Source organism: Photobacterium rosenbergii, from assembly GCF_033022775.1.
GTDB lineage: Bacteria > Pseudomonadota > Gammaproteobacteria > Enterobacterales > Vibrionaceae > Photobacterium > Photobacterium rosenbergii_A.
Window position 1 is genome coordinate 24868 of record NZ_JAWJZI010000022.1, and the last position, 26757, is coordinate 51624.

At 40.7% G+C, this 26757-nt stretch carries 24 protein-coding genes; 4 read left to right on the forward strand and 20 right to left on the reverse strand.

Going from position 1 to position 26757, the window contains the following annotated elements; all coding sequences use genetic code 11:
- Nucleotide 1 precedes the first annotated feature (1 nt).
- From galU to R2X38_RS24350, 19 genes are all read right to left on the reverse strand, one after another.
- Nucleotides 2-922, reverse strand: a complete 921-nt coding sequence (gene galU, locus R2X38_RS24265) for a UTP--glucose-1-phosphate uridylyltransferase GalU (protein WP_317524917.1) — start codon at nt 920-922, stop codon at nt 2-4.
- A 146-nt stretch (nt 923-1068) separates the two neighbouring features.
- On the reverse strand, nt 1069-2031 hold the full coding sequence (locus R2X38_RS24270) for a DHH family phosphoesterase (protein ID WP_317524918.1): 963 nt from the start codon (nt 2029-2031) through the stop codon (nt 1069-1071).
- 144 nt (nt 2032-2175) lie between these two features.
- Nucleotides 2176-2775 (reverse strand): adenylyl-sulfate kinase, encoded by a 600-nt coding sequence (cysC, locus tag R2X38_RS24275; protein ID WP_317524919.1) that lies wholly within the window; start codon nt 2773-2775, stop codon nt 2176-2178.
- Between the two features lie 239 nt (nt 2776-3014).
- Nucleotides 3015-4466: an undecaprenyl-phosphate galactose phosphotransferase WbaP gene (gene wbaP, locus R2X38_RS24280; protein ID WP_317524920.1), complete on the reverse strand. Its 1452-nt coding sequence runs from the start codon at nt 4464-4466 to the stop codon at nt 3015-3017.
- Between the two features lie 18 nt (nt 4467-4484).
- A complete protein-coding gene (locus tag R2X38_RS24285; protein ID WP_317524921.1) occupies nt 4485-5804 on the reverse strand; it encodes a flippase in 1320 nt (439 codons plus the stop codon).
- 27 nt (nt 5805-5831) lie between these two features.
- Entirely contained in the window at nt 5832-6761 is a 930-nt protein-coding gene (locus R2X38_RS24290) for a KpsF/GutQ family sugar-phosphate isomerase (protein WP_317524922.1), read from the reverse strand.
- Complete coding sequence (gene kdsB / locus R2X38_RS24295; protein WP_317524923.1) at nt 6748-7524, reverse strand: 3-deoxy-manno-octulosonate cytidylyltransferase; 777 nt, start codon at nt 7522-7524, stop codon at nt 6748-6750. Before kdsB ends, R2X38_RS24290 begins: the two co-directional genes overlap by 14 nt.
- Entirely contained in the window at nt 7521-8081 is a 561-nt protein-coding gene (locus tag R2X38_RS24300) for an HAD-IIIA family hydrolase (RefSeq protein ID WP_317524924.1), read from the reverse strand. The genes kdsB and R2X38_RS24300 overlap by 4 nt, the downstream gene beginning before the upstream one ends.
- Before the next feature lie 2 nt (nt 8082-8083).
- Complete coding sequence (gene kdsA / locus R2X38_RS24305) at nt 8084-8881, reverse strand: 3-deoxy-8-phosphooctulonate synthase (protein ID WP_317524925.1); 798 nt, start codon at nt 8879-8881, stop codon at nt 8084-8086.
- A gap of 12 nt (nt 8882-8893) precedes the next feature.
- Nucleotides 8894-9649: a DUF4422 domain-containing protein gene (locus R2X38_RS24310; RefSeq protein WP_317524926.1), complete on the reverse strand. Its 756-nt coding sequence runs from the start codon at nt 9647-9649 to the stop codon at nt 8894-8896.
- A 2-nt stretch (nt 9650-9651) separates the two neighbouring features.
- Nucleotides 9652-10389 (reverse strand): sulfotransferase family 2 domain-containing protein, encoded by a 738-nt coding sequence (locus R2X38_RS24315; RefSeq protein WP_317524927.1) that lies wholly within the window; start codon nt 10387-10389, stop codon nt 9652-9654.
- Nucleotides 10389-11480 (reverse strand): EpsG family protein, encoded by a 1092-nt coding sequence (locus R2X38_RS26840; RefSeq protein WP_411185914.1) that lies wholly within the window; start codon nt 11478-11480, stop codon nt 10389-10391. The genes R2X38_RS24315 and R2X38_RS26840 overlap by 1 nt, the downstream gene beginning before the upstream one ends.
- Entirely contained in the window at nt 11473-12783 is a 1311-nt protein-coding gene (locus R2X38_RS24320) for a hypothetical protein (protein WP_317524928.1), read from the reverse strand. The genes R2X38_RS26840 and R2X38_RS24320 overlap by 8 nt, the downstream gene beginning before the upstream one ends.
- Before the next feature lies 1 nt (nt 12784).
- Nucleotides 12785-13882 (reverse strand): UDP-galactopyranose mutase, encoded by a 1098-nt coding sequence (gene glf / locus R2X38_RS24325; protein ID WP_317524929.1) that lies wholly within the window; start codon nt 13880-13882, stop codon nt 12785-12787.
- A gap of 27 nt (nt 13883-13909) precedes the next feature.
- Nucleotides 13910-15340 (reverse strand): sulfate adenylyltransferase subunit CysN, encoded by a 1431-nt coding sequence (cysN, locus tag R2X38_RS24330; protein WP_317524930.1) that lies wholly within the window; start codon nt 15338-15340, stop codon nt 13910-13912.
- 87 nt (nt 15341-15427) lie between these two features.
- Entirely contained in the window at nt 15428-15772 is a 345-nt protein-coding gene (locus R2X38_RS24335) for a four helix bundle protein (RefSeq protein WP_281025392.1), read from the reverse strand.
- A 59-nt stretch (nt 15773-15831) separates the two neighbouring features.
- On the reverse strand, nt 15832-16746 hold the full coding sequence (cysD, locus tag R2X38_RS24340; protein WP_317524932.1) for a sulfate adenylyltransferase subunit CysD: 915 nt from the start codon (nt 16744-16746) through the stop codon (nt 15832-15834).
- Between the two features lie 251 nt (nt 16747-16997).
- A complete protein-coding gene (locus tag R2X38_RS24345; RefSeq protein ID WP_317524933.1) occupies nt 16998-19157 on the reverse strand; it encodes a polysaccharide biosynthesis tyrosine autokinase in 2160 nt (719 codons plus the stop codon).
- A 150-nt stretch (nt 19158-19307) separates the two neighbouring features.
- Nucleotides 19308-20450, reverse strand: coding sequence for a polysaccharide export protein (locus tag R2X38_RS24350; RefSeq protein ID WP_317524934.1), 1143 nt, complete (start codon nt 20448-20450; stop codon nt 19308-19310).
- A gap of 748 nt (nt 20451-21198) precedes the next feature.
- Between R2X38_RS24350 and R2X38_RS24355 the strand changes: the two genes are divergently transcribed.
- The 4 genes from R2X38_RS24355 to R2X38_RS24370 all read left to right on the forward strand — a co-directional run bounded on the left by R2X38_RS24355 (nt 21199) and on the right by R2X38_RS24370 (nt 25463).
- Nucleotides 21199-21498, forward strand: a complete 300-nt coding sequence (locus tag R2X38_RS24355) for a hypothetical protein (protein WP_317524935.1) — start codon at nt 21199-21201, stop codon at nt 21496-21498.
- Between the two features lie 176 nt (nt 21499-21674).
- On the forward strand, nt 21675-22394 hold the full coding sequence (locus tag R2X38_RS24360; protein ID WP_317524936.1) for a YjbF family lipoprotein: 720 nt from the start codon (nt 21675-21677) through the stop codon (nt 22392-22394).
- Nucleotides 22395-22404: 10 nt separating this feature from the next.
- Nucleotides 22405-23241, forward strand: coding sequence for a capsule biosynthesis GfcC family protein (locus R2X38_RS24365; RefSeq protein WP_317524937.1), 837 nt, complete (start codon nt 22405-22407; stop codon nt 23239-23241).
- Between the two features lie 2 nt (nt 23242-23243).
- Entirely contained in the window at nt 23244-25463 is a 2220-nt protein-coding gene (locus R2X38_RS24370) for a YjbH domain-containing protein (RefSeq protein ID WP_317524938.1), read from the forward strand.
- 854 nt (nt 25464-26317) lie between these two features.
- Here the strand turns inward: R2X38_RS24370 and R2X38_RS24375 are convergent.
- On the reverse strand, nt 26318-26584 hold the full coding sequence (locus tag R2X38_RS24375) for a YfcL family protein (protein ID WP_317524939.1): 267 nt from the start codon (nt 26582-26584) through the stop codon (nt 26318-26320).
- Between the last annotated feature and the right edge of the window lie 173 nt (nt 26585-26757).

The following is a 26757-nucleotide window of genomic DNA, read 5'->3' on the forward strand; positions in this document are numbered from 1 at the left end:
ATTAGCTCACCGCTTTTAATGGTGAGGCAGAATTAAAGAGCGAGTTTAGGTAAGCTTTAAACTCTTCACCCAGGCTGTCATGGCGCATACCATACTCAACAAAGGCACGAAGGTAACCTTGCTTATCACCACAGTCATGGGACTTACCCGTCATGTGGAAGGCTTCGACAACTTCTTCAGCCATTAGCATATCAATGGCATCCGTTAGCTGAATTTCATCACCGGCACCAGGAGGGGTAATGGCCAGCTTCTGCCAAATGTTAGAAGACAGAACATAACGGCCAACAACGGCCAGGTTCGACGGTGCCTCTTCAACAGCCGGTTTTTCTACCATGGCAGTCATGGCATGAGAGTCGCCGGCATGCAACTCGGCACCACCACAATCAACCACACCGTATTTAGACACCTCAGACATAGGTACCGGCTCTACCATGATCTGACTAGCTTTTGTTGCATCAAAGCGTTTTAGCATTGCCGCTAGGTTTTCTGTTGACTGATCAGCGGTGTACTCATCCAAAATCACATCTGGCAGGACGACAGCAAATGGCGCATCGCCAACCAACGGTTTTGCACAAAGTACAGCATGTCCCAAACCTTTCGCCTGTCCCTGACGAACATGCATAATGGTCACATCTGGCGGACAAATAGATTGAACTTCATCCAGCAACTGACGCTTAACTCGCTTCTCAAGCGTTGCTTCTAGTTCAAATGAAGTATCGAAATGGTTTTCGATGGCATTCTTGGATGAATGGGTCACCAGCACAATTTCTTTAATGCCAGCCGCAACACACTCATTGACAATATATTGAATAAGCGGCTTATCAACGATTGGCAACATTTCTTTTGGAATAGCTTTTGTTGCCGGAAGCATACGCGTGCCTAACCCTGCCACTGGGATGACAGCTTTTTTTACTGTACTCATTGTTGTTCCTTAATTGGGGGTATTTGGGGAAATATAGAACCTAGAACCTAGAAAATTGTAATTATGGTTTTTAAAGAAAAAAGCTTGTATTCAACAAGCTTTTTTCTTTTCTGAACGCTGACAGCTAATTTCTGATAGCTTTAATCTCAGCTGTAATAGTCATTAACCGCTTTGATAAACGCTTCACGCATCTCAGCAGGTAACGCATTGACACCAGCTGCGGCTGCACGGCCACCACCTGTTGGGAACTGGCTACAGATATCACCAGCACCTTGTTTATTATTCAGTGGCGCACGAAGTGAAACGGTAAACGTCCCGTCAGCATTTTCAGTAAAGACAATGTGGGCTTTATTTGGTGATTTATTGGCTAGCTCATTACCAAATACGCCACTGATACGCTTGGACCATGCCTCATTAGGCATTGCAAATGCCGTGCACACAACCTCATCAGCGATTGGCTCAAGAGCTAGTGCATGATTCATATCACTTTCATAACCCGCTTTTAAAACATGGTATGGCGACTGGCTATCTTCTATGACGGCAAACGGAGAGCTATAAGGTAATAACTTCTGATATAGATCCGCAGGCGCAAAATGCAAATCCGTAACAGTTGCACCATAACCGTTGTAGTTAATCAGTGTGCCCAGCTCTTTCAGAAGCGATGCTTCACCTAAAGTCAGACCTGCTTTAGCCGCTAGTTTGTCGCCTACCGCAATCAGGTTATCACCATAAGCAGCAGCGATTGCCCACGAGTGATATTGGCCATTAAGCAGGCTATCAACTATCAGGCTTGTACAAGTATTTGCGTCAAGATCAATATGAGACTCTAGCAGCTCAGTTGCAGGAATGTCACCGGCACGGTGGTGATCGGCATAAAATACTGATGCACCAGCATTTAGCAGACGCTGCAAGTCTTCGCTATTTTTTTCCATTGAAATATCTAACACCGTTAGACTATCACCCGCTTTGGCTTCAACTTGCTTTAGTAGTTTAATATCGCGCTTCACACCTGTGATTAATGTACTTTGTTTCGGCTCAGCCAAACGCAGTTGAAGCAAAGCAATGATGCCATCAGCATCACCATTAAAAATGTCGTAATGGTTGGACATGGGGGGTTCCTTAGAGCCTAGTGCCTAGTGCCTAGTGCCTAGTGCCTAGTAAAGCATTGAATATTTATGAAGGTTACGGTAGCAATTAGAAGCTGTGCGCTCGTATCTGATCGCTGACAGCTTCAAACTGACAGCTCATCATCATTACTTCGTGATGTAGCCTTTCTCTACCAGGTAACTCACAACCTGCTCGGCACACTCTTCAATCGACAGTTCAGCCGTTTTGACATGAACTTCCGGGGAGACTGGCGCCTCATAGGCAGAATCGATGCCCGTGAAATTCTTGATCTCACCTGCTCTAGCTTTTTTATACAAGCCCTTCGGATCGCGAGACTCACAAACCTCTAGTGGTGTATCAATATACACTTCGACAAACTCATCGTTATTAACCAACTCACGGACTAACTGACGGTCGCCAATGAAAGGGGAAATGAAGGCCGTTAATACAATCAAGCCTGAATCGACGAACAGTTTGCTCACTTCACCAATGCGACGAATATTTTCAATGCGATCAAGATCACTAAATGATAAATCTTTATTTAAGCCGTGGCGAATATTGTCGCCATCTAATAAGTAGCTATGACAGTTTTTGTCGAACAATTTTTTTTCAACCGCATTGGCAACGGTTGATTTACCTGAACCACTTAGGCCGGTGAACCAAAGGATGACAGGTTTTTGTTTTTTTTGCGCAGCACGCGCTTCATGGCTAATGACTTGGTCATGCCAAACGATGTTTTCATTCATAGTATATAGAGTAATAATTAGAAATTATGAAAGCTCGAAAGCTCGAAAGCTCGAAAGCTCGAAAGCTCGAAAGCTCGAAAGCTCGAAAGCTCGAAAGCTCGAAAGCTCGAAAGCTCGAAAGCTCGAAAGCTCGAAAGCTCGAAAGCTCGAAAGCTCGAAAGCTCGAAAGCTCGAAAGCTCGAAAGCTCGAAATTATCAGGTGTTGAGGTGAAGTCAACACAATAGCTGATAGTATTATTTTAGTAAGCACCGTCACGGTTTAAGACAACGCCAACAGTCTTGAACAAAATGGCAATATCATTCCAGAGTGACCAGTTTTTTACATACCAGCTGTCTAGGTAAACACGGGTATCATAGTCAATATCATTACGACCACTTACCTGCCAAAGTCCAGACATCCCAGGTTTAGCCATGAGGTAATATTCAGAGTCATCTTTATAACGAAGTAGTTCTTCATCGATAATTGGACGCGGGCCGACTAAACTCATTTCCCCTTTAAGCACATTCCAAAGCTGAGGTAGCTCATCCAAGCTAGTTTTACGTAAGAAATGGCCAATAGGTGTAATACGAGGGTCGTTTTTAAGTTTAAAATCTTTATCCCATTCCGCCCGAGCTTCAGGATCATTTTCCAATAACTCTTGAAGGACTTCTTGCGAGTTCATCACCATAGAGCGGAACTTCAAACATTTAAATTTCTTACCACCAAAGCCAACGCGTTCATGCCCATAGGTCGGAGATCCGCCGTCACGAGAAACCTTCCAGCCAATGTAGGCAAAAAGAGGTGATAACATTAACAGCAACAGACTACTGACAACAATATCAAAAGAACGTTTAACAAAGCGTGAAGACTTACGTACTAAGTTATTGTTAATACGAAGCATCATGACTTCATGGCTAAAAAAGTGTGAAATATCAGTACCGTACAGTGGAACGCCACGAGTTGAAGGAATGACCGAAATGTTACGAACTCCACGAGCGGATAGTGTACGAATCCAATTATCTCGCAAGTCACGCTGATCATATTCCAACGCAATAAACACTTTGTAGTTCAACGCCCCACTATTCAAGTAAGACTCAGAGCGAATATATGGGATACCTTTAATAGGCGAAGACAACGCTTGTTCGTCTGCTGCAACAAAGGCTTTAACATCAAAACCCATCAATTTTTCGCTGTTAATAGCGTGGTAAGCCTCTTCCGCATTTTCAGCACAACCGATCACAACGCTTGGCATCTGCCAAACACCTTGCTTAATAAGTACCAGCTTTATTGCGAAACGAAGTAAAGGGATGCTTACAAAAACAACTGTCCATAAAACCAGCCACTCCAGGTTAGAGAAAGTATGATTAAGCAGAGACAAAATCACATAATCAACTAAAGCAAAAACACAAAGCGATTGATAAACCTCGTAAAGTTCACTCCAAAAAGGCTTACGATAAGTATAATGACGACGCTTCCCCCAAAACCACAGAATTGAACTAGCAGCGATAAAAAGTAATACGGTCAGCCTTACCATATCCAACTGTTCAAGCAACGGTGTGTCTTCTCCAGTTGTTTTGAACAAGAGCGTTACAATAAACAAAGAAAAAAGAAAGCTCAACAAATCAGCGCTAACAAGTGCCATCTTATTTACTGTGGCTGAATACTTTCCTTTCTCCAAGTTTTGATGATGTATTACATTTGTATTATTCATAAATCACCTTTCTAACTTTTAGTCAGAAACTTTTTTAAATATAGACAAGGTATTAAACCCGAGTTTTTTCTTAACTTGATAAACACATAATAAATTTTGTGTTGCAATCGCAAAAGATGTGACTACGGCCGCGCCAATAACACCAAATAGTGGTATTGCAACTACAGAACCAACAACCAATATTACGGAGGATATTGCCATATTATTTCGTAATACACGCTCATTGGCAGTCATTTGCAACAAATATCCGACAGAGCCAGTGATAACATTAACAAATTGGCCAACAGCCAGGATGCGTAATATCACTGCCCCATCAACAAAATCAGAACCAAATAAGCTCATTAACCAAGGTGCAAAAACGATCATAAATATCAAAATTGGAACAGCTGCTGCAGTCATAAGACGGCTAGAGGATAATGCAACTTGCTCAATCTCACCATGTCGATTTTGCTTAAAAGCTTCAGCAAACTTTGGAGCTGCAATGGCGTTGACAGCAACTAGAATAAAGCTCGTCAACATTGCTGTTCGTTGGGCTGTAGCAAATAGTGCGACTTCTTGCGCCGTGCTCCAGGCACCTAACATTAGCTGCCCGGCCCACTGTGTCGCCTGGGACATGAGCAATATTAAAAAAAGCGGCCTTATGGCTTGATTAACTGCGTGCTTATCTTCGATTTTTAACTTCGCACCAGCTAGAGGAGTATGTTTAATCCATTGAAGAAGGCCAAGCGTTACAACAATGCAAGCGCAAATGACATAAACACTCATTGAGGTTGATGCACTATCCGGCGAAAACACCCACAATCCAATAACTGATAACACAGCTAGTAAAGCTGATTGATAGAGCATTGCAGGCACAACTTTCTTTAAGCCTTGAAAGCAGAACCCCATAAATTGACTAAGTGCAAGGGGTACTATAAGAAAGGCCGCAACATGCAAAGTTTGCTCTAAAAGTGGCTTATCAAAGACTGAGTTACTGAGCCAAGATGCTGCCGAGTATAAGCACAATGCCGTAGCAACACTAACGAAAAGTACACGTGAAAACGTATATTTAAACAAACCAGAGATACTTGCACTATCATTAGAGACTTTAAAGCCAGCAATAAAACGGACCAGCGCATTATCAAAACCCTGACGAGTTAGGCTTGCCAACAGCACGCAAATTGCCTGAGCGAGGAAAAAATAACCTGCCTGCTCTGCACCTAAATGACGTGCAATAACAATATTCAGTAAAAACGCGCTGCCAGCTGCCAAGATCTTCACACCGAAAGCACTTATTGCCCCAAACAACAATGAAGGATCTTTTACTTTTTGGCTTAGTTTTGAAATAAGGCTAGTCATTACAACTAGCCTTCTTTGTTAATACCATCACTTTTTCAAAATACCTACTAAATTGTTATCATCAACAACCACTAAGGCACTTATTTTTGATGAGTCCATTAATTCATAAGCACTTTGAATTGATGTTTGTGGCGATACCGTAACAGGGCTTGGCGAGAAAATTGACTCTGCTGTTACAGAAAAAGAATCTTTACCAAATTTTTCAATGGTTCGACGAAGATCACCGTCAGTGATAATCCCTTTCAGCTGGTCATCACACATCACTACAGCTAGCCCTAAGCGGCCTTCAGAAATTTTTGCAATAATTTCTGGCAATTCACTGTGCATGTGGATAACAGGTAAATTGTCCGATACCATGTCATCACTAACACGCCCAAGCAGACGGCGACCTAAGCTCCCCCCAGGATGGAATCGGGCAAAGTTTTCCGGCTTAAAGTTACGCTGCTCCATTAAGCAGATGGTCAACGCATCCCCCATCGCCAAGGTTGCAGTCGTCGATGCTGTTGGTGCCAACTGCAACGGACAAGCTTCTTGCGGAACCGCAATATCTAAATGACAGTGAGCCGCTTGTGCCAAGGTAGAATCTGGTCGACCAGTAATGGCGATAATAAAGTTACCATTGTCACGTAAGAAAGGAAGTAACTTTAGTACTTCGTCAGTTTCACCTGAGTTAGAAATGGCAATAAAGACATCTTCAGGCTTAACCATACCTAAATCACCATGGAAAGCCTCACCCGGATGCATGAAAAAACCTGCTGTCCCTGTACTTGCGAAAGAGGCGGCAATTTTCTTACCAATTATACCGGACTTACCCATCCCGCAAATGATGGTACGTCCCTTCGTATTTAGAATTGCTTCAACTGCCGCTTCAAAAGACTGACCAAGCTGCGTGGCCATAAACTCTAAGCCGCTAATTTCTGTGCGGATAACTTCCCTAGCACGCTCAATTACTGACATGTTCGTTTTCCATTATTGTTTTTACGTTGAGATAATCTTGCTCGGTATCGATACCGTGTGGTGGAGCCTGTTCAACAATCGTTGCCCCAATGGACAATCCATTACTTAAAGCTCGTAGTTGCTCAAGTTTTTCCATATGCTCTAATGCAGACTCTGAATATTGACAAAACTGTCGTAGGCTTTTTACAGAATAAGCATAAATACCGATATGACGGAAAATCGAGTCAATTGATTGAGGCTGGTCACGATTAAAAGGAATAGCCGAACGAGAAAAATACACCGCCCGACTATATTCACCCATGGCAACTTTGACGATATTAGGGTTAGCCACATCATCCATACAATGAATGGGAGAAATAGCTGTTGTAATATCAAATTGGCGGTTATCTAGCGTAAAGCTAATGAGCTGACGTATCAACGCACTTGGGATTAATGGCTCATCACCTTGTACATTGATCACTAATGTCGCATCATCCCAGTTTAGTTGAGTCGCAACCTCATTTAACCTATCAGTACCGCTAGCATGGTCCTTATTGGTCATCACACAAGGTATAGATAAGTGAGCTGCCTCAGAGAAAATACGATCATCATCTGTTGCGACCACAATATCTTCAGTTCCGACACCTGCCTCAACAGCACGCTGGAATACATGCCAAAAAATAGGCTTGCCACACAAAAGAAGCAATGGTTTACCTGGCAAACGAGAAGAGCCATACCTGGCGGGAATGACGATTTTGATCTTTCCATTATTAATGTCATTCATTGCTCTACTCCTTTTAGGTCATCGCGAGCAATTTTATTCAACAACGGTTGGTAAATCTCATTTAACATAAGGCCGCTTTGGTTCAACAGTAAGTGATCAACAAAATTTCTGACCATTCCAAAGCCGCCATTACATTCAGATACCCAGTCAGCTTCCGCTAATACCAGTTGGTGAGCATCTGCTGGTGCTGCCGACAAACCACAGTGCGCCATAATCGGTAAATCAAGCACATCGTCACCACAAAAAGCGATTTCATCTGCTGTGATATCAAAACGATTGCAAATCTCTTCTAGTTTGGGAAGCTTATGCTTACATCCCGTTTCAATCACATCAAAACCAAGTTGTTGGCATCGTGTTGTTAATGCAGAACTTGCTTTGCCGGAAATAACACCAGATTTGATCCCGTGCGCCCGTAGCAACTCGATAGCTAGACCATCTTTGACGTTAAATGCTTTAATGAATTCGCCATATTCTGACATATAAATAGTGCCATCAGTCATGACACCATCTACATCAAACAGAACCATTTTAATTGGCTTGTTGATCACTAACGCCATATTTAAACCAACTTAGATTCAATAAATGGACGTTTATTTACTACCTGATCAATTTCTAGCAAGGTTTCAAGTAGCTCTTTCATGTGCTTAAGAGGCAACATGTTTGGTCCGTCACTCAACGCAACAGTTGGGTCAGGGTGTGTTTCCATGAACAAACCATCAATGCCTGCGGCAACGGCTGCACGAGCAAGTACAGGTACCATTTCACGTTGGCCGCCAGACGTTGCGCCTTGACCACCCGGTTGCTGTACTGAGTGCGTTGCATCAAACACCACTTTACAACCTGTTTGACGCATGACTGAAAGACCGCGCATATCAGACACTAGTGTGTTGTAACCAAACGAAGTACCACGGTCGCATAGCCAAATGTCTTTATTACCCACTTCGTGGCACTTCTTCACGACTTGCTCCATATCCCATGGAGCTTGGAATTGTCCTTTTTTGATATTGACAGGCTTACCGGCTGCAGCGACTTTCTGAATGAAATTAGTCTGACGGACCAAAAAAGCGGGGGTTTGCATAACATCAACAACTGATGCTACTTCATCAATAGGAGTATCTTCATGGACATCCGTCAGCACACGCAGGCCAAGCTCTTTTTTCACGTTAGAAAGGATTTCTAACCCCTTATCAATGCCTGGTCCACGGTAGCTACCGGTTGAACTTCGATTAGCTTTATCAAAGCTGGCCTTAAAAATATAATCAATACCCAGTTCATTCGTTATAGCTTTCATAGTTGAAGCCACTTCAAAAACAAGCTCTTCAGATTCAATTACACAAGGTCCTGCGATTAAAAACATATTTACCTCAATTTATCGATATTCTTTTAAATACTTAAGTGCTTTTTCTGTGTATCTTCTGCCATCGGGTTCATACACATTAAGTTCTTTTACTCTTAGTTTATTTTTATGAACCCAAACATTTAATAATCGCTCAGATAAAAACCCAAAAATCCTTCCTTGATATGAATCATAATTTGAAATATCAACCAAACTTTCAAGTTCAAACAGCACACTAAAGAGCCATTCACAATACTCATCAGCTAGTTCAGTTTTCATTACGAACATATTATATAAATGAATACTTTTTGAGTTCACAACAGAATTAAAAGATTCAGAATATTCAGAATATTTATTAGAAATCAATTCTTCCAACAATAAAATATCTTTCTCAAAATGGCTCTGACAATAATGCTGCTTAACCGTTGTAAACGGATAAAACCGCTTTTTGGGTAAAATGACATCATAATCAATAAGTATTTCATTAATATCCGAATCTGTTAACACTTCTTTTGAAGCATTTATCTTGGCTTTAAATGAATCTTTGACAAAAAGTCTTCTATAATGAGCAAGCCCTAAATATTTTTTATTTTTGGATTTATTTTTCCAAGCGTAATAAAGTGCTGTTAGCTCGCAATAACTTTTATTCTTTTCAGAGATATTGGTTCCAATGTTATCTTTTAAAAAACCCAAGTCAACATCAGTAAAAAAACAGCCAACTTGAACAGGGCTATAATTTTCTTCTAGTATTGATGTATTAAAGTCTTTGTGGGTGGCTACTATAATCATATTTAAAACTCGTAATCCAAAAGAATAATATCTTCTTTATATAAATCTCTTACAAATTGAATCATGTATTCATCTGTATAGTAGTCTCTGTAGTGATTATGATTAGATTTATTGACTACTGATAAGCATGCCGAATCTTTATTTAAAAATTTCTTCAAATGATTAAAATCAATATCAATAGTCTCAAATCTACATACAAAATCAAAATGTTCTAAGGACATTTTATTACCAAGCGTCAAATAATGGTATTGAGGGATAAAATGTGTCCATGCCATTACTTTTCTCAAAAATTTGTCATCTGATATCATTTTATCAATAAATTCTTTAAAGCTCTTACATTCTGTAAGATATAACTCTTTAAACTCCTTATCCCAAACACCAATCCCCCCCTTATCATTATTTAGATAATGATAAGCTGAAACAAATCTATCCCAAGGATTTCTAACTACTGTAAACTTAAAATATTCATTAAATTTTAAAGAGTCATCACGAAAATATTTAGATAAAAAATAGTGCCCAGATGATGGTCTATTAAAAAGAGAGTATGTTATTCCATTGCCTGCAGCTTTGGGTACGTGAACAAATATCACTTTATTTTCATCTTCAAGGTTTTGATATGCAGACATAAATTTTCTAGATAAGCGCAATCTAATTAAAAGTGGTATTCTTGAATGTATAAACCTCACACACCTCTCAAGAAAGTCACTTTGAGTTAATATCTTTTTTAAAACAACAAACATTAAATATACCTATTAACAAACTCAGTTATCCACTGATGAGAAATAAATGAATAAATAAAAAACACTGTTATTATGCAACCAACTATAGCTTCTTTATATTTAATTTTACTATTTCTAATTAATATACCCAGAGCACAAGAATTGAATACAACAACACCATATAAAACCCTTATAGATGCTTCACTTGAGAAAAACGTGAGTGATGACAATAAAAAACCACACAGAGAGAAGGCATAAACAGTCTCAAAAGATTTAATTCCTTTCAAATTATTGTTCAAGTAAAAAAATCGGTAAAACCCTCCAACTAAAAACATACAAATAAACACAAAAGAGTATTTGATAATATAATTATCATGGACGATATTTTTATCTGAATAACCTAACACACGCGTAAGTGACTTTAAGTATATATTATCACTACCGGTTGGCAACAACCCACTGAGAAAACCAACAATCGGTTGAGAACAAACGGCCAATATGAAAGAGAAAGTTAACAGGTACAATTTCTTATCAAATGATAAACTCTTAATCTTAACTACCGCCAAATAAACAATTGAAGAAAAGTGAATCATCGAAGACGCAAAAATTAATAACTGGTAATATTTTTTCCTTTCCTGTGAAAAGTAATATAGTGAAAGAAAAACCAACACAAATGCTATATATTGCCTTAACAGACCTGTAGCCAAAAAATTAAAGCTTAAGGTACAAAATATAAAAAACAGACAAAGTAGAAAACATGACAGGTCGTCTGTTAATTTATATAAAGAATAACAAAACAAAAATAATGAGATAATAGAGATGTATAATATGAATGACTCTGAACTAAATCCAAGCCATTTAAACGCCTCATTCAAAAGCATATATCCCGGTTCAAATGTTCTCCAAGTGTCATCATTATAATATGGTATGTAATATACGATACTATCATGGCTAATTACATTCCCACTATAGTAAACTATAGAAACCAGAGTAATTATGATTAATAACACAGGAAAACATAATGGCTTTATTTTAGTTCTGGAAAAATAATATAATAACAACAGCAGTATTTTCAATGCTGTTAAGTTAACTAAAGAAACATAGCTAAGCATAAAAGTTACTTATTTTATTAACCATTAAACCCAGATTTATATAACTTTCATTTTTATAATTGTCTTTAATTAAGTAGTTTTCATATAGCAGTGATAAATATTTATCCTTATATTCTCTGCTTATTGGATTGTTAATTGAGTGATGTATTTTGTCTTTCAGTCCTTCGCCATTAAAAACATGCACTGCTTTATGATAAAATGCATCTCCTAAAACTAGAACCTCTGTATTGTATTTCAATGATTCTATGCCAACCGTAGAGTTGTTAACAACAACCAACTCACTTGCTTTCACTAACTCCCAAATGTTATTAGAATTATCCAAAATGATCTTGTCATTAGATTCAATATATGAATAAAAACTCGAACCATATCGACCTAAGTTCATAGGGTGCTCACGAAGAACAAGCTTATAGCCATCAGGAATGGATTGAGCAACACTTTTAACCATTTGTAAAATAGAATCGAAATAAGGACTATTCATTACTATCTGTACATCACATGGAACTTGAAGAGGGAAGAAAATGTACTTCCCGTTATATCTAGCATTTGCTATTTTGTTTTGTCTTGGCTTTTTTATTCTTGAGAATAGATACGGAATTGAGTCGTAAAAGCTTTCTCCTGTTTGGAGCTCAATTGGAAAACTTGCCTTAATAAGCTTTGGAGGAATACTTAAGAATACGTCAGGAATTTTTCTGATATAGGCAGATATTGAGCCTTTATAATATTGATTAACAGATTTTACTTCATAAAAGTCACTGAGTTTTGTTTTATCTAAAACATGGCTTGAAATGCATTCATCTGATATAGATGATATCGTCATGTTTTTGTTAACACCACTATCATCAAAGATCATTGTTCCAAATGGTCCAGGTTCAAAATAAACAATTTTCTTATTACATTGATATGAAGCTAAGGTCGCAGTTGATGAAAACAATCTTACATCACCAATTACAACAGCACCTAAACATTCTTCTTTTTGAAAAGCATCCATATAGAAATTATAGTATTGCTTCACTAAGTCAGTATATTTTTCATGACTAAATGGTAGCAACTTATGATGAAAAGAGTAGCACTCCTTAATTGCTTTACTGGTTAGCTTTTCTGAGAATCCATTCTTATCTTGTTTTCTTACCTTATGTGGCAAATTAATATATTTAAGATTATTTCTTCGACAATAACCAACAGCTGACGGATACATACAAAGAAATATCAAATCAATATTATTTTTTTTGAATTGTTCAATCGCGTGATGGAAATATCTTGCATTACTCTCATAAAAACACATAACATATAATGTTTTCATGCTAAACTTCCTTCCTTACTGCATTTAATGCACTACGAATTACAATGTGCATATCATAATACTTATATTCAGCAAGTCGCCCACCTAATATATAATTTTTCTTTTCCCCTGCTAATTTTCTATATTTATTATACAAATCTTGGTTCTTTGCATCATTTACCGGATAATATCTTTCATCACCTAATTTCCACTCAGATGGGTATTCTTTCGTTATAATTGTTGTATCAGTATTTACGCTTTCAAAGTGTTTATGCTCAATGATTCGAGTATACTCAATATGCTCTTCAGTATAATTAACCACAGCATTACCTTGGAAATTTTCTGAGTTCATTTCCATCGATTCAAATCGCAATCCTCGATACTCTAACATGCCAAGTTTATAATCAAATAGAGCATCAATTGGTCCTGTATAGACAATCTTATTGCCCATAGATTCATACTTTTCAATATCATCTAAAAAATCGACACTTAACTTTAGATCGACATTATCTAGCAACTTTTCAATTAATAAGGTATATCCACCCTCTGGAATACCTTGATACTTATCATTAAAGTAATTATTATCATATGTGAATCTTAGAGGTAGCCTTTTGATAATAAATGCTGGTAACTTTTTCGGTTCTCTCCCCCACTGCTTTTTTGTATACCCTTTAATCAATTTCTCATAAATATCAATACCAACCATTTTTATCGCTTGTTCTTCTAAATTAGTTGGCTCAGTAATACCAGAGTTCTTTATTTGCTCTTCAATAATTTCTTTAGCTTCTGAAGGTTTTTTAATCCCCCACAGCTTACTAAAGGTGTTCATATTAAAAGGTAAATTATAGAGCTCATCCTTATATATTGCTACAGGGGAGTTAATATAGTTATTGAAAGATACAAATTGATTAACATAATCCCAAATATCTTTGTCATTCGTATGAAAAATATGAGCACCATACTTATGAACATTTATATTTGATGTGGATTCAGTATATATATTACCACCAATATGTTCTCTCTTTTCCAAAACAAGGCACTTTTTGCCTTTTTTCGTCATCTCATGAGCAAAAACAGCACCAAACAATCCTGAGCCAACAATTACATAATCATATTTCATTATATATCGCCTATCTTTAGTCTTTTTTTATTTATTCAAAGAGATTGCATTCCACTCTGGGTAATGCTCACAAATATATTTATTTAATGCAATTTCCGCTTCAGTATATACGCGTGTATTTTGGTCAAAATTTTCACTGGCTATCGAGGTATTTGTGATCATACCAGCACCAACCGTTACATTGGTTAAACGGTCAATAACAATCAATGAGCCTGTACCATGTATTTCTTGGTAGTTATCAATAACTACAGGACTCGCTGTTTCTATTACGCAACTTGCAATTTCATTAAGCTGAAGTTCTGTCGAATCATGCTTTTCTAGAGTATTTACATCAATACGATGCTGTATTTTTACGATATGACCAAATGTATTTTTTGAGCCAACTTTGATTTCATACTCTTTGCCTGGTTGAAGTTCGGCTTCGTTCATCCAGACAATAGTTGCTTCAAAGTTATTTGTAGTTGTTGGCAGTTTAGTGGCATCTTCTGTTGCTTTTACAATTACATCACCACGGGAGATATCAATTTCATCTTCCAGAGTTAGAGTGATTGCTTGCCCTGCAAATGCGCTGTCGAGGTCACCATCTGCGGTTACAATACGTGCAACTGAAGAGGTTTTACCTGAAGGGTAAGCAACTACATTGTCACCAACATTAATTACGCCACCGGCAATTGTGCCGCAAAAGCCACGGAAATCAAGATTAGGACGGTTTACGTACTGTACTGGCAAGCGGAAAACATCAAGGTTTTTGTCTTCATTGACCTTCACTGTATCCAGCAGTTGCATCAAGGTGGCACCTGGGTACCAATCCATTTGTGCAGAGCGCTCTACCACATTATCACCACGCAGTGCAGAAATTGGAACAAAGCGCACATCTGGAATATTAAGCTGCTCAGCAAACGCTTTGTAATCCGCTTTAATTTGACGGTAAGTGTCTTGGCTGTAATCCACCAAGTCCATTTTATTTACCGCAACAATAATGTGCTTAATACCCAAAAGTGATGCAATGTAAGAATGTCGTTTAGTCTGGGTTTGTACCCCTTTACGGGCATCGATCATCACAATCGCCAAATCACAATTTGATGCACCCGTTGCCATGTTACGGGTGTACTGCTCGTGTCCTGGGCAGTCTGCGATAATGAATTTACGCTTATCGGTTGAGAAATAACGGTAAGCAACATCAATGGTAATACCCTGCTCACGCTCAGACTGTAGACCGTCTACCAAGAGTGCAAGGTCAAACTCGCCATCAGTGGTATTAAATTTCTTTGAATCATTTTTAATTGCCGCCATGTGATCTTCGAAGATCATTTTTGAGTCATGCAACAAACGGCCAATAAGTGTTGATTTACCATCATCTACGTTACCACAGGTTAGGAAGCGCAGCAGATCTTTGTTTTCGTGTTGCTTTAGGTACGCTTCGATGTCAGAAGCGATTAGGGAGGATTGGTTGGACATATTTTAATTCCAAATAAAATCTTAAATTCTGTGTATATGCTTGAATGCTTGAATGCTTGAATGCTTGAATGCTTGAATGCTTGAATGCTATCTAGGTTTTAATTTTTTCATTAAACCTTCAAGCATGGCTGCGATAAGCCTTGTCTGATTAAGCCAATTTTTACCAACTTCTTTTTCTATATATTGTACTTCTATACCAATATAGATTTGGGTTCTTAATTCAGCACAAGAGCCTTTTGCTATCGATAGATACCGGTATTTTTCTCGTTCTGTTTCTCTTGTCATTCCCTCTGCGATATTACTAGGAACAGACAAGCCTGAACGAGTTATTTGATCTTTAAATCCGTAGTCTTTGCAGCTCTTAAAGTAAAGATATAAGTCAGCTGATAATCTAGAAGACTTTCTCCATACATCCAACTTTTCAAAATCCATTTACTTTCCCGCTTTCTAGCCTTTTAGCTTTCAAGCCGCTCTAAATTTCCTCTGGAAATTTAGAAATAACCTTCCATCTTTTTCTTCTCCATGGAGCCGGCGGAGTCGTGGTCGATGACACGGCCTTGGCGTTCGGAGGTTTTGGTAAGAAGCATTTCTTGGATGACTTCTGGAAGGGTTGTTGCTTCAGATTCTACTGCGCCTGTTAGTGGGTAACAGCCGAGGGTACGAAAGCGGACTTTCTTCATCATCGGCTGCTCACCTTCCGCTAATGGTAGGCGTTCATCGTCCACCATAATAAGCGTTCCATCACGCTCTACTACTGGGCGTTCAGCTGCAAGGTATAGTGGTACAATATCGATGTTTTCAAGGTAGATGTACTGCCAGATATCTAACTCAGTCCAGTTTGACAATGGGAATACACGGATGCTCTCGCCTTTGTTTACTTTGCCGTTAAAAATGTTCCAAAGTTCTGGGCGTTGGCTTTTTGGATCCCAACGGTGATTTTTATCTCGGAACGAGTAAACACGCTCTTTAGCTCGGGATTTTTCTTCATCACGACGAGCACCACCGAAGGCAGCATCGAATTGATGTTTATCAAGCGCTTGTTTTAAACCCTGTGTTTTCATTACGTCAGTGTACTTGGCGCTACCGTGGTCAAATGGGTTGATGTTTGCATCGATACCCTCTTGGTTTTTATGGACGATTAAATCCATACCTATTTTCTTTGCCATTTTATCGCGAAATTCGATCATCTCTTTAAATTTAAATGTCGTATCCACATGCATTAAAGGGAATGGCGGTTTTGCAGGAAAAAATGCTTTCATGGTTAAGTGCAACATTACCGCTGAATCTTTACCTACTGAGTAAAGCATCACTGGGTTATCAAATTCTGCGGCCACTTCACGAATAATGTGAATAGATTCTGCCTCAAGTTGCTTGAGGTGGGTCATTCTTGCTTGAGAGATTTCCATAATATTTTCTGACTTAGATAAAAATGAAAGCTACGAGCTACGAGCTACGAGCTACGAGCTACGAGCTACGAGCTACGAGCTACGAGCTACGAGCTTATTAAATTGTGATTTGGAGAAATATTAGAAATAAAGCTATCAGCTATCAGCTATCAGCTATCAGCTATCAGCTATCAGCTATCAGCTATCAGCTATCAGCTATCAGCTATCAGGGAATTATGACAGGTGATAGCTGATTAGCTTCAAGTTAAAAATTATTTTTCGCTGCTGTAGCTGTAGTTGTAGTAACCATAGTTACCACCGTAGTAACTGCTTGCTTTACGTACTACTGCATTCAGAATAAAGCCTTTTACTTCAATACCATTTTGCTCGAAGCGTTGCTTGGTCACTTCAATTTCTTTAACCGCATTTTGGCTAAAGCGACCCACTAGCAGCGTAGTACCTGCATGTGCACCTACGATAGCTGGGTCAGTCACCGCCAGAATAGGTGGAGTATCGACAATAACGATATCGTAATTTTCCGAAGCCCAATCCATCAACTGTTTAAAGCGAGGGTGCATTAACAGCTCTGATGGATTTGGCGGTACTTCACCTCGGCCAATAAACTCCATGCCTTCAACACCTGGCTGTTTTAGTAGGCTTTCGATACTGGTTTGACCGCTTAAGAAATCAGATAGGCCTGGTTTTGGGTTAACCGCCATCTGTTTCTCCATTCGGCCTTTGCGCATATCGGCATCAATAACGAGTACCTTTTGGCCGGATTTCGCTACAACAGCCGCCATATTTGCAGAGACGAATGATTTACCAATACCTGGGCTTGGGCCCGAAATCATCAGGATGTTGTTTTTGGCTTCCATCATGGCAAAGTGCAAGCTGGTACGCAGGCTACGCAATGCTTCTATGGACAAGTCTGCAGGGTTTGACACCGCCAATAAGGTGTCTTGTACTGATAACTGCTTTTTGCCCTTTTGTTTTTTCTCTAGCTCAATCTGCCAATCCGACATCGGTACGCTGGCATATACAGGCAAGCCGATTGCTTCAATTTCATCAGGGTTTTCTACACCACGGTGGAAAGCTTGTTTCACCAACGCAAATGCTACTGACAATACACCACCTAGCATAGTAGCAATTATAACGATAATAGCTTTTTTAGGTTTAACGGCTTCTTCCAAGGTCTCGGCGTTATCAAGAATACGGACATTACCAACCGCACTGGCCTTCATGACGTTTAGCTCTTGCACCTTATTAACCAGCTGTAGGTAAATAGCCTGATTAACCTCGACATCTCGGCTTAGGCGAATCACTTCTTGTTGGGTTTTCGGCATACGTGAAACCATACGGTCAATCCGCGCTTTCTCACCTTCTAAAGTGCGACGCTTTTCAAGCAAAGAAACATAGGCAGGGTGGCTCTTGGTAAAACGCTGGGCAATGTCGGATTCTTTAAACGTCAACTCATTAAGCTGCGCTTCAACCGTCACCATGGTATCCAGTACCGATTTGGCTTCCAGCGCCAAATCGACCGAGTCATTTTCAAGCTTATAGGTGTTTAATTTAGCTTCGGATGTATCCAACTGTTGCTTAATATCGGGCAAGTGACCTCGCAAAAACTGCAGACTTTTCTCCGCCTCTGCCGAGGTGCGGTCGATATTTTGCATCAGGTAATCTTCAGTAATGCTATTCAATATTGCCTGAATTTTAGCCGGCTCTTCACCTTCCAAAGTGAGTTTCAAGATACCGGTTTTCTTACCTTGTTCAGAAACTTTAACGTTTTCTTGTAACTCGCTAATGGTGACTAAGCGGGCACGCTTAACAACAGTAAAATCAGTTTCTGGCTCAGCAGTAAAATCTGAAACCAAAATGGAAATGTCTCCAGCCTCAGCCACCTCACCTTTGTGACCTAAAATCAAAGTTTCACCGTCAAATGACAATGTGTAGCTTTGGTCATTTTCAACGGTGAGTAGCAGCTTCTCTCCCATTAGAGAATGTGGAAGCTCTAATTTTGAAATAATCGCAACCGGTTTATCTTCCCCTTTTAATCTTGCTAAGCCTTTACCGATGGCAGGTAAGAATTTCGGTTCAACATTAACAGTGAGGTTCAGCTTATCGACGGTATTACCCAGCACCATTCGAGATTTGATAATTTGAATCTCGGTATCGGCAGAGGACTCAGAGGCAAACATTTCTGAAATATCTGAAAGGCCGGGTACTCCTGAGCTTTTCTCTTCAACCTGCACTAAAGCATCGGCTTTATAGATAGGCGTTGCAAGCAGAGCATACACCACACCAATAGTTGCGAATAAAAAGGTGGTTAAAATGATAATCCATCGGTGGTCTAGCAACACACCGAACAATTTCCCCAAATCGATTTCATCTGAATCGTTTTGGGAGTTGTTAATATTTTGAGTTGTGGTCATAGAATTACTTCTAAATATAGAGTAGATCCTAGATCCTAGATCCTAGATCCTTTCGTTAATCATTTATGCTTCAGTTAACTGAGGCACTTCATCAAAATAGTTGCTAGCTTCTTCCCTACTGACTATTTCCTAGGGACCAGGAACTATAGCCTACGGCCAATTACGTACGCGTAGCGCACCTTCAGTTAGCTCATTGAAGCCGGTAATGGTCGGCAGAAGCTGACGAACAACACGGTTCCAGCGGCTAATTGGCGCGGCTGTTACATAAACAATGTCATAAGGCTGAAGCTCAAACTCGGTGCCAATCACCAATGCTGAGGCGTCTTTAATATTCAACTGGTAAATGTTCGCTAATGGCTGGCTTTCATCCGTGGTTGATAGCTCATTGCCGCGAATCACAAACACCCCGGTTGCATCGGCTTCTAGCTCGTTGATTCCGCCAACATGGCTTAATGCTTCAGTTAAGCTCATACCGCTGCGATCAATTTTAAGTAGTTGTGGATTATTTACTTCACCCATCACGAATACTTTCTGGGCATCATTTCGTGGCACGTGAACAATGTCCCCTGGGCGTAATAATCGGTTTTGGGTTAAATCGCCGCGTTGCATAAGCGCATAAAGCGAAACGTTTTCTTCAACCCCATTACGGGTTAAGGTCACGTTTCGCCAATCGGCATTCTCTGCAAGCCCACCCGCCCGATTGATCGCATCTAGCATTGTAAGTGGCACGTTAGTGATCGCCTGCTGGCCAGGCTTGTTGATTTCACCGGTAATATAGGTTTTTTGCGAGCGGAAAGAGGCAACATTGACATCAACCTGTGGGCTTTCAATGTACTTTGCTAGGCGAATTGCAATCTCATCACGCACTTGGGTCACCGTTTTGCCTTCTACCTGCACAGAGCCAATATAAGGGTAAAAGATTGAGCCATCAGCATGTACCCAGTTACCCGCTTCGGCTGAGCTGCGATAAGAGCCCGCAGGAATAGTCAACTCAGGGTGATCCCAAATTGTTATATTTAGGATATCACCAGGACCAATACGGTACTGGTAACGGGCAATTTCAGCATCCAGGGCAGGGTTTGCCTTTGAGTATACTGCAGGAGCTTTAAACTGCCTCACTGCACTGGCTGTCAGCGGGTAAACATTCACCTGCTCGGAAATATCACTGTCTCTTTCTTGTTGAGAAGCAACGACATTTTTATCATCTATTGTTAAGTGTGAACCGGGCACAGTACAACCCGCCAGCATGGCCGTCGCCACGGCTGGTATTAGGAGCTTCTTTGTGAAATGCATATTTGTTTTCGAAAAGGTTGAAAGAAGAAACAAAAAATCAGCTATCAGCTATCAGCTATCAGCTATCAGCTATCAGCGAAGATTTAAATATAAAACAAAAAGTGAAACTACCGTTGGTTGGCCAAGCTATCAGCTAAGAATGAACGGAAATCCTGGGCTCAAGCAAGAGGAACTCAGCGGATTTATGCATCGGCCTGCTTAGCTGTCAGAGTGGTTAAGACATGCTACCGCCCTTAGGTTATGGTTCCTAATGACCGTCAATTTTCGAGTGCGAAGTACACTATCGCAAATTTGTTACGCAGAAATGTCAAATTTCATCTTTAATGATGGGAGATTGCCCCTTCAAATATGGCTGATGATTTTACACATTTTTTATGTTGATAGGAATATGAATTTTGTAGCTTACTTTCAGAAATTCTTAAAATGTTTTTATATGACTCTGATTTTTAATATTTTTATTAGCATTCAGAAGCTTTCAAAAACGTTATAAATCCCTGTTACCACTAGTAGCACACCTAAATTCCCATCAAAATACTCTTATCAATCATTTCTTAATCATCTTTGGGAGTAGCCTCTCTTTTTGACACGACCAAACTTAAGAAAAAAGAAAACTCTTTTATGACAATTAGCTAGATGCATTGCGGATTTGTGTTAATCACAATATTATTGCATAGAAGGCGGTAACCGCTTGATTGATACTTTTTTATATACGTAACTGTTACTTTTGACCAACAAGTAAGGGAATGGGATGAAAAAAACGGCTTTGGCATTGATTGCGGCGCTATCACTAAGTGGTACAGCTTTCGCAGCAACTGAAACAGGTTCTACTGCCGCTACAACTGGTAGTACAGCTTCTTCAACAGCTGGTGCAACTGCATCAACAACTGGTGCAGCAGCAGGTACTGCTGGTACTGCTGGTGCAGCAGCGGCGGGTGGTATTGCAGCAACTACGGTTGCAGTTGGTGCAGCAGTAGCTGTAGCAGCTGTTGCTGTTGCCGATTCAAGCAATGGCAATAGCACAACAACAACTGCAACCGCAACTCAGTAATTCTTTAACCTGTTAAAGTTTGAGTTGATTGTGGTTAACCGCGCTTTATAGCGCGGTTATTTTTGTTATTTCGTCACAAGTTTACTCAACAGCAACTAGACAACTACTACCTAACTCTGACACCTTATTCTGAAACACTCTATTTTTCTTGATTGAGCAATTTGGATGCTACCTCCATGTTTCGACAATGTTCCACTGCAGTACTTCTCTTATTGACACTTACTGGGTGCAGCCAGAAGTTTAATGATGTAAACAACACCGTTAACCTTGCTTTTTTTGGTGATAAAGATGTCTCCTTAAGCACAGAAGAAATCAATAAGCTTCCTTATGCCAGCATGTATGCACGGGTTGATGATGGCCCGCAAGCTTTCATGGTATTGGCTTTTGCCGAAGATAGAGCGACCCTTGGTTTAACCGATGTGGCAGGTTTTTCGGCTTCAAGTTCACCAAAGCCACAACGTACCCAGCTTAAGTGGGTATCGGCTGACAAAGGGATGCTAATCACAGAAAACGGCCGGATTGTCAAAACTCTCAACTTACCATCAGGTAATCTTGTAAGCAGCCATAGCAAACAAACTGACCCACTCGCTTTGGGGTTGCACTTAGCCACCACCCCAACTCACTGGCAACATGCTATTGACTGGCAGCCTGGGTATCATTTGGGCTACCCGGTCAACAGTGAATTTACCTTCATCGCTGACGAAATACTTGATATCAATGGCACCACTCAGCCAACCAAGCATTATATTGAGCGTATATTTATCCCAACACTGGATATTGAGTTCGATAATCACTGGTGGATAGATCCAAGCAACGGAGCCGTCATTAAGAGTAAACAAAAGCTGGCCCCGAACCTGCCTTATATCGAACTAATTTTGCTTAAACCATTTGCCTAGGGATAATATCGTGAGTTTTTTTAGATTTATTCAACGAGCAATGCCACCACTACTCATACTTTTAACGGTAGCCTCGTTTAATCCACCTGCCATTGCTGCGAATAACACTCAGAATACGTTAAGTGTCACTATTTACAGCCCTAATAAAGCTCAGGCATGGTCTTTAAACTATTTAGAGCCAGTACGATTAAGCCAAGTCATTGGTGATAATATTGCTACGCAGCTAAAAAATGCCTCTCTATTAACTAATAACAGTGGCCAAAGTAACCCTTTTCGCGCTGATAGCATTTTCTGGCTCGGAAGTACTTTAAGCTCAACTTCAGAACCCGAGAACAAACCAACCGTGCTTAAGCTCATCGACCAACTTGTTGATAAAGAGCCGACCAGCTTTGCATTAAAAGCGAGCCTCAGGGCTAATGAGCGTTGGATAAACGATAACATCTTATATACCAAGCAGTTTATCCCGCTTGATTATGATGCCATTAGGCTGAACAAAAAATTAAACCCTTTGCTCCGTGGCGAATACCATCTCTATTTAGCCAATCGCCCCAATGATGTATTGGTCATTGGTGCCACGCAAAAACCAACCGCAATCCGTTGGCAGCCACGTTTGTCGGCAAAACAATACCTCGATAACACCGCATTGATTGACAATCACCAAAAAGATTATGCGGTTGTTATTCAGCCTGATGGCACTGCTGAACAACACCCTATTGCTTACTGGAATCGCGACCATAGGGACGTTGCCCCGGGTGCGACCATTTTTATCGGCTACGGCGATTTACCGAGCGACTATAAGTCGCTCAACCAGGAAATGATTAACTTGCTAAGGAACAAGGTGCTGTAATCATGTCAAACAAAGGAATCAATATTCTTGCCCAAGCACCTAATGGCTTCTTCAAACTTTCAGCCCTTGCATTAGCAATCCTGCCTGTTTACTCAGCCAATGCCGATGAATTTAGTTACCCGGTATTAAGACCGTCACAGTCTGACTTTGGTGGTGTCGGCTTAATGCAAATGCCTACCGCGCGTATGAACCCTACCGGTGAGTTCAATGCAGGGGCAACTTATAACAGTGAATATCACCACTATAATGCCTCTCTTCAACTTTTCCCTTGGTTTGAAGCAACGATTCGCTACACTATCGTTCAAGATCTTCTCTATAGCAGCAACCCTGATTTTAGTGGCGATTCCAAATACACAGATAAAGGGATCGACTTTAAGGTTCGATTGTGGGAAGAAAGTTACTGGCTGCCTGAAGTTGCTGTCGGCGTGCGTGACTTTGGGGGAACCGGCTTGTTTGATGGCGAGTTTATTGCCGCCAATAAACAATTTGGCCCTGTCGATGTCACCCTTGGTGTTGCATGGGGTTACATGGGCAATAGCGGCAATGTTACCAACCCACTCTGTGACTTAGCCGACCGCTTCTGTGAGCGCGAAATTGGTGGACAATGGGGTACGGCAAACTTCGATAATTTCTTTAGTGGCCCTATGTCTATATATGGCGGCCTCGAGTATCAAAGCCCATGGGAACCCTTACGGTTTAAGCTGGAATATGACGCCAACGATTACGAAAGTGACTTCCCAGTGACACGCGGCGATATTGAAATGCCGCAAGACAGCAAGTTTAACTATGGCGCGCTGTATCGGCTTGGAGACTGGGGCGACTTACGTCTTAGTTATGAGCGCGGTAATACATGGACATTTGGCTTTAATCTATACACCAACTTCAACAGCCTGAAGTCTGGCTGGCAAGATGAACCAGCCCCTGACTATACCCCTCGAAGCCAGAGCCCTTCAAACACTCCTGAGCTTACCAATGCGGAATGGCAGGTCCTTGCTGACGAGCTACATACCATTGCTGGTTATAAAAACCCGACCATTCATCACGATAACAACAGCATCACTGTAAGTGCTGATCAGAATAAATATCGTGATCGCAATGAAGCACATGAACGTGCCGCCACCGTCTTGGCGAACCGAGGCCCTGATGTTGCCGAATATCGCTTGATTGAAACCAGCAACCACCAGGCAATAACCGAAACCCGAATTGATGCCGATAAATTTAGCCAAGTTGCTAATGTTGAATATATCGGTGCGAATGTTGAAGACAGCACTTCAGTTTCCACACCAAATGAGCCAGAAGGTCGATTGGCCGCCGAGCCAAGCAGACGCTGGGATGTCAGCCTATCGCCTACATTACAGCAGTCTATCGGTGGCTCAGAAGATTTTTACATGTTCAATATCGGTATCAATGCCGGGGCGAACTACTGGTTTACCGACAATATTGAGCTCGGTGGCTCTGTCTACTTCAATATCTATGATAACTACGACCAGTTCCTGTACGACGTACCGCCCGATGGCACTGACTTGAAACGTGTTCGTACCTTGGTTCGCCAATATATCAGTGATAACCCGGTCCGTCTTGATAACCTGCAGCTTACCTGGATGGATAAACTTGGGGATAACTGGTACAGCCAAGCGTATGGTGGCTACCTTGAAATGATGTTTGGTGGTGTTGGCGGTGAGGTGCTATATCGCCCACTTGGTGCAAACTGGGCAGTGGGCATGGATGTTAACTATGTGGTGCAGCGTGACCCCGACTCGGCATTTGGCTTCTTCACGGACGAAGAGCAATTTGATCCCATAACCAATCGTTCGTACCGCGTGCAAACCGGGGCGATGACCGGCCACGTTACCGGTTACTATCAACCACAGTGGGATTGGTTGCCAAATACCTTATTCAAGGTAAGCGCAGGCCAATATCTAACTGAAGATATCGGTGTCACTGTCGATTTCTCGAAGCAGTTTGATAGTGGTATCACTGCCGGTGCCTTTGCCACCTTTACGGATTTGTCTTCCGATGAATACGGTGAGGGAAGCTACACCAAAGGCTTCTATATCTCGATTCCGTTTGACGTGATGACCGTGAAACCAAGTACTAACCGCGCAACGATTTCTTGGTTGCCGCTAACCCGTGATGGCGGCCAAATGCTGAACCGTAAGTACCAGCTGTTTGGTGTGACGGATGCGAGATATCCGTGGTACTCGAGAAAAGCGGTAGAGTAGGAGCGGTCCTGGGTCCTGGTCCTGGGTCCTGGGTCCTGGGTCCTGGGTCCTGGGTCCTGGGTCCTGGGTCCTGGGTCCTGGGTCCTGGGTCCTGCAAAAGCGTTCTACTAGCTAATCGATGTCAAGCTCTTCACTCTTATTCTTTCGCTCTTCCCGCTTCTCCTAGGACCTGCTCTTCCAAGGACCTCGTTTTCGCTTTTCCAAGGGCCACTTTTACAAATCACGTTTAAGGCAACTTATTTAAATTCTAAATAGTTAGACAGCATGCAAAATAAAACAGTCACACAATTGTAAAAACATAAAATTAATACAAAAAATAAATTTAAGGATAATTCGACTTATTCACTCTGATTCTTATTATTTTCGTGACTTCCAAATGCTTCGTCTCAAAAATGTGACACTGTGCGTAAATTATTTTAGGTTTATGACATCAAATCAGGATTTGAGCTATCATATATAAATAACAACATTGTCAATATATTGACAACAAATTTCTATAATAACATTTTTTTGACGACATAAGATAATAGAAGAGGGAAAGAGCATGTTCAGGGCGTATGCTCACTTTTCAGTGAACCACCCAATCGCACATATTGTTAACTTGTTAATTGTAATGACTATTTTTGCAGTAAGCTGTTATCAATTACTCGCTAACGAAAATTTGCTTTTTGCAGCTGGTTTTTTATTTGTGACTCTACCTATTATTGTATTTGCTAAGTCTTCTGATTATAAACGCAAATATTTGAGCACAAATAATTAATTAAGAAATACATACAAAAAACACTAATTCATAAAAAAACGGCAATTCGCATTGCCGTTTTTTCTTAATTGCTTGGTATTAATATCGATGCTTATTAAATCGCTTGCTGTTGAAGCTGCTGCCACATCTCTTTGACAATCAGCTGATCGGCAGGATTTAATTCAGATTGTGCTTCTGACATGCTCGTTTCAACCTTGGCGTTCATCGCTTCGATGCTTATCTCCCCTTCCAGCTCACAATTTGCTGCAGAAAGTGAAATGTGGCCACGTAAGTACCCACCAGCAAACAGTTCGTCGTCTGAGGCTGTTTCAACCATTTGGTCGATCAGGGTTAGTAGTTTTTCTTCGTATTGATGGATCATAATATCTTTTGGGGTTCGGGATTCTGGGTCCTAGGGCCTAGGAAGAGCAAAGCCCCAATTACTACGCCATATATTACAGAATCAAGTTAGTATTAAGTCCTGGGTCCTGGGTCCTGGGTCCTGGGTCCTGGGTCCTGGGTCCTGGGTCCTGGGTCCTGGGTCCTGGGTCCTGG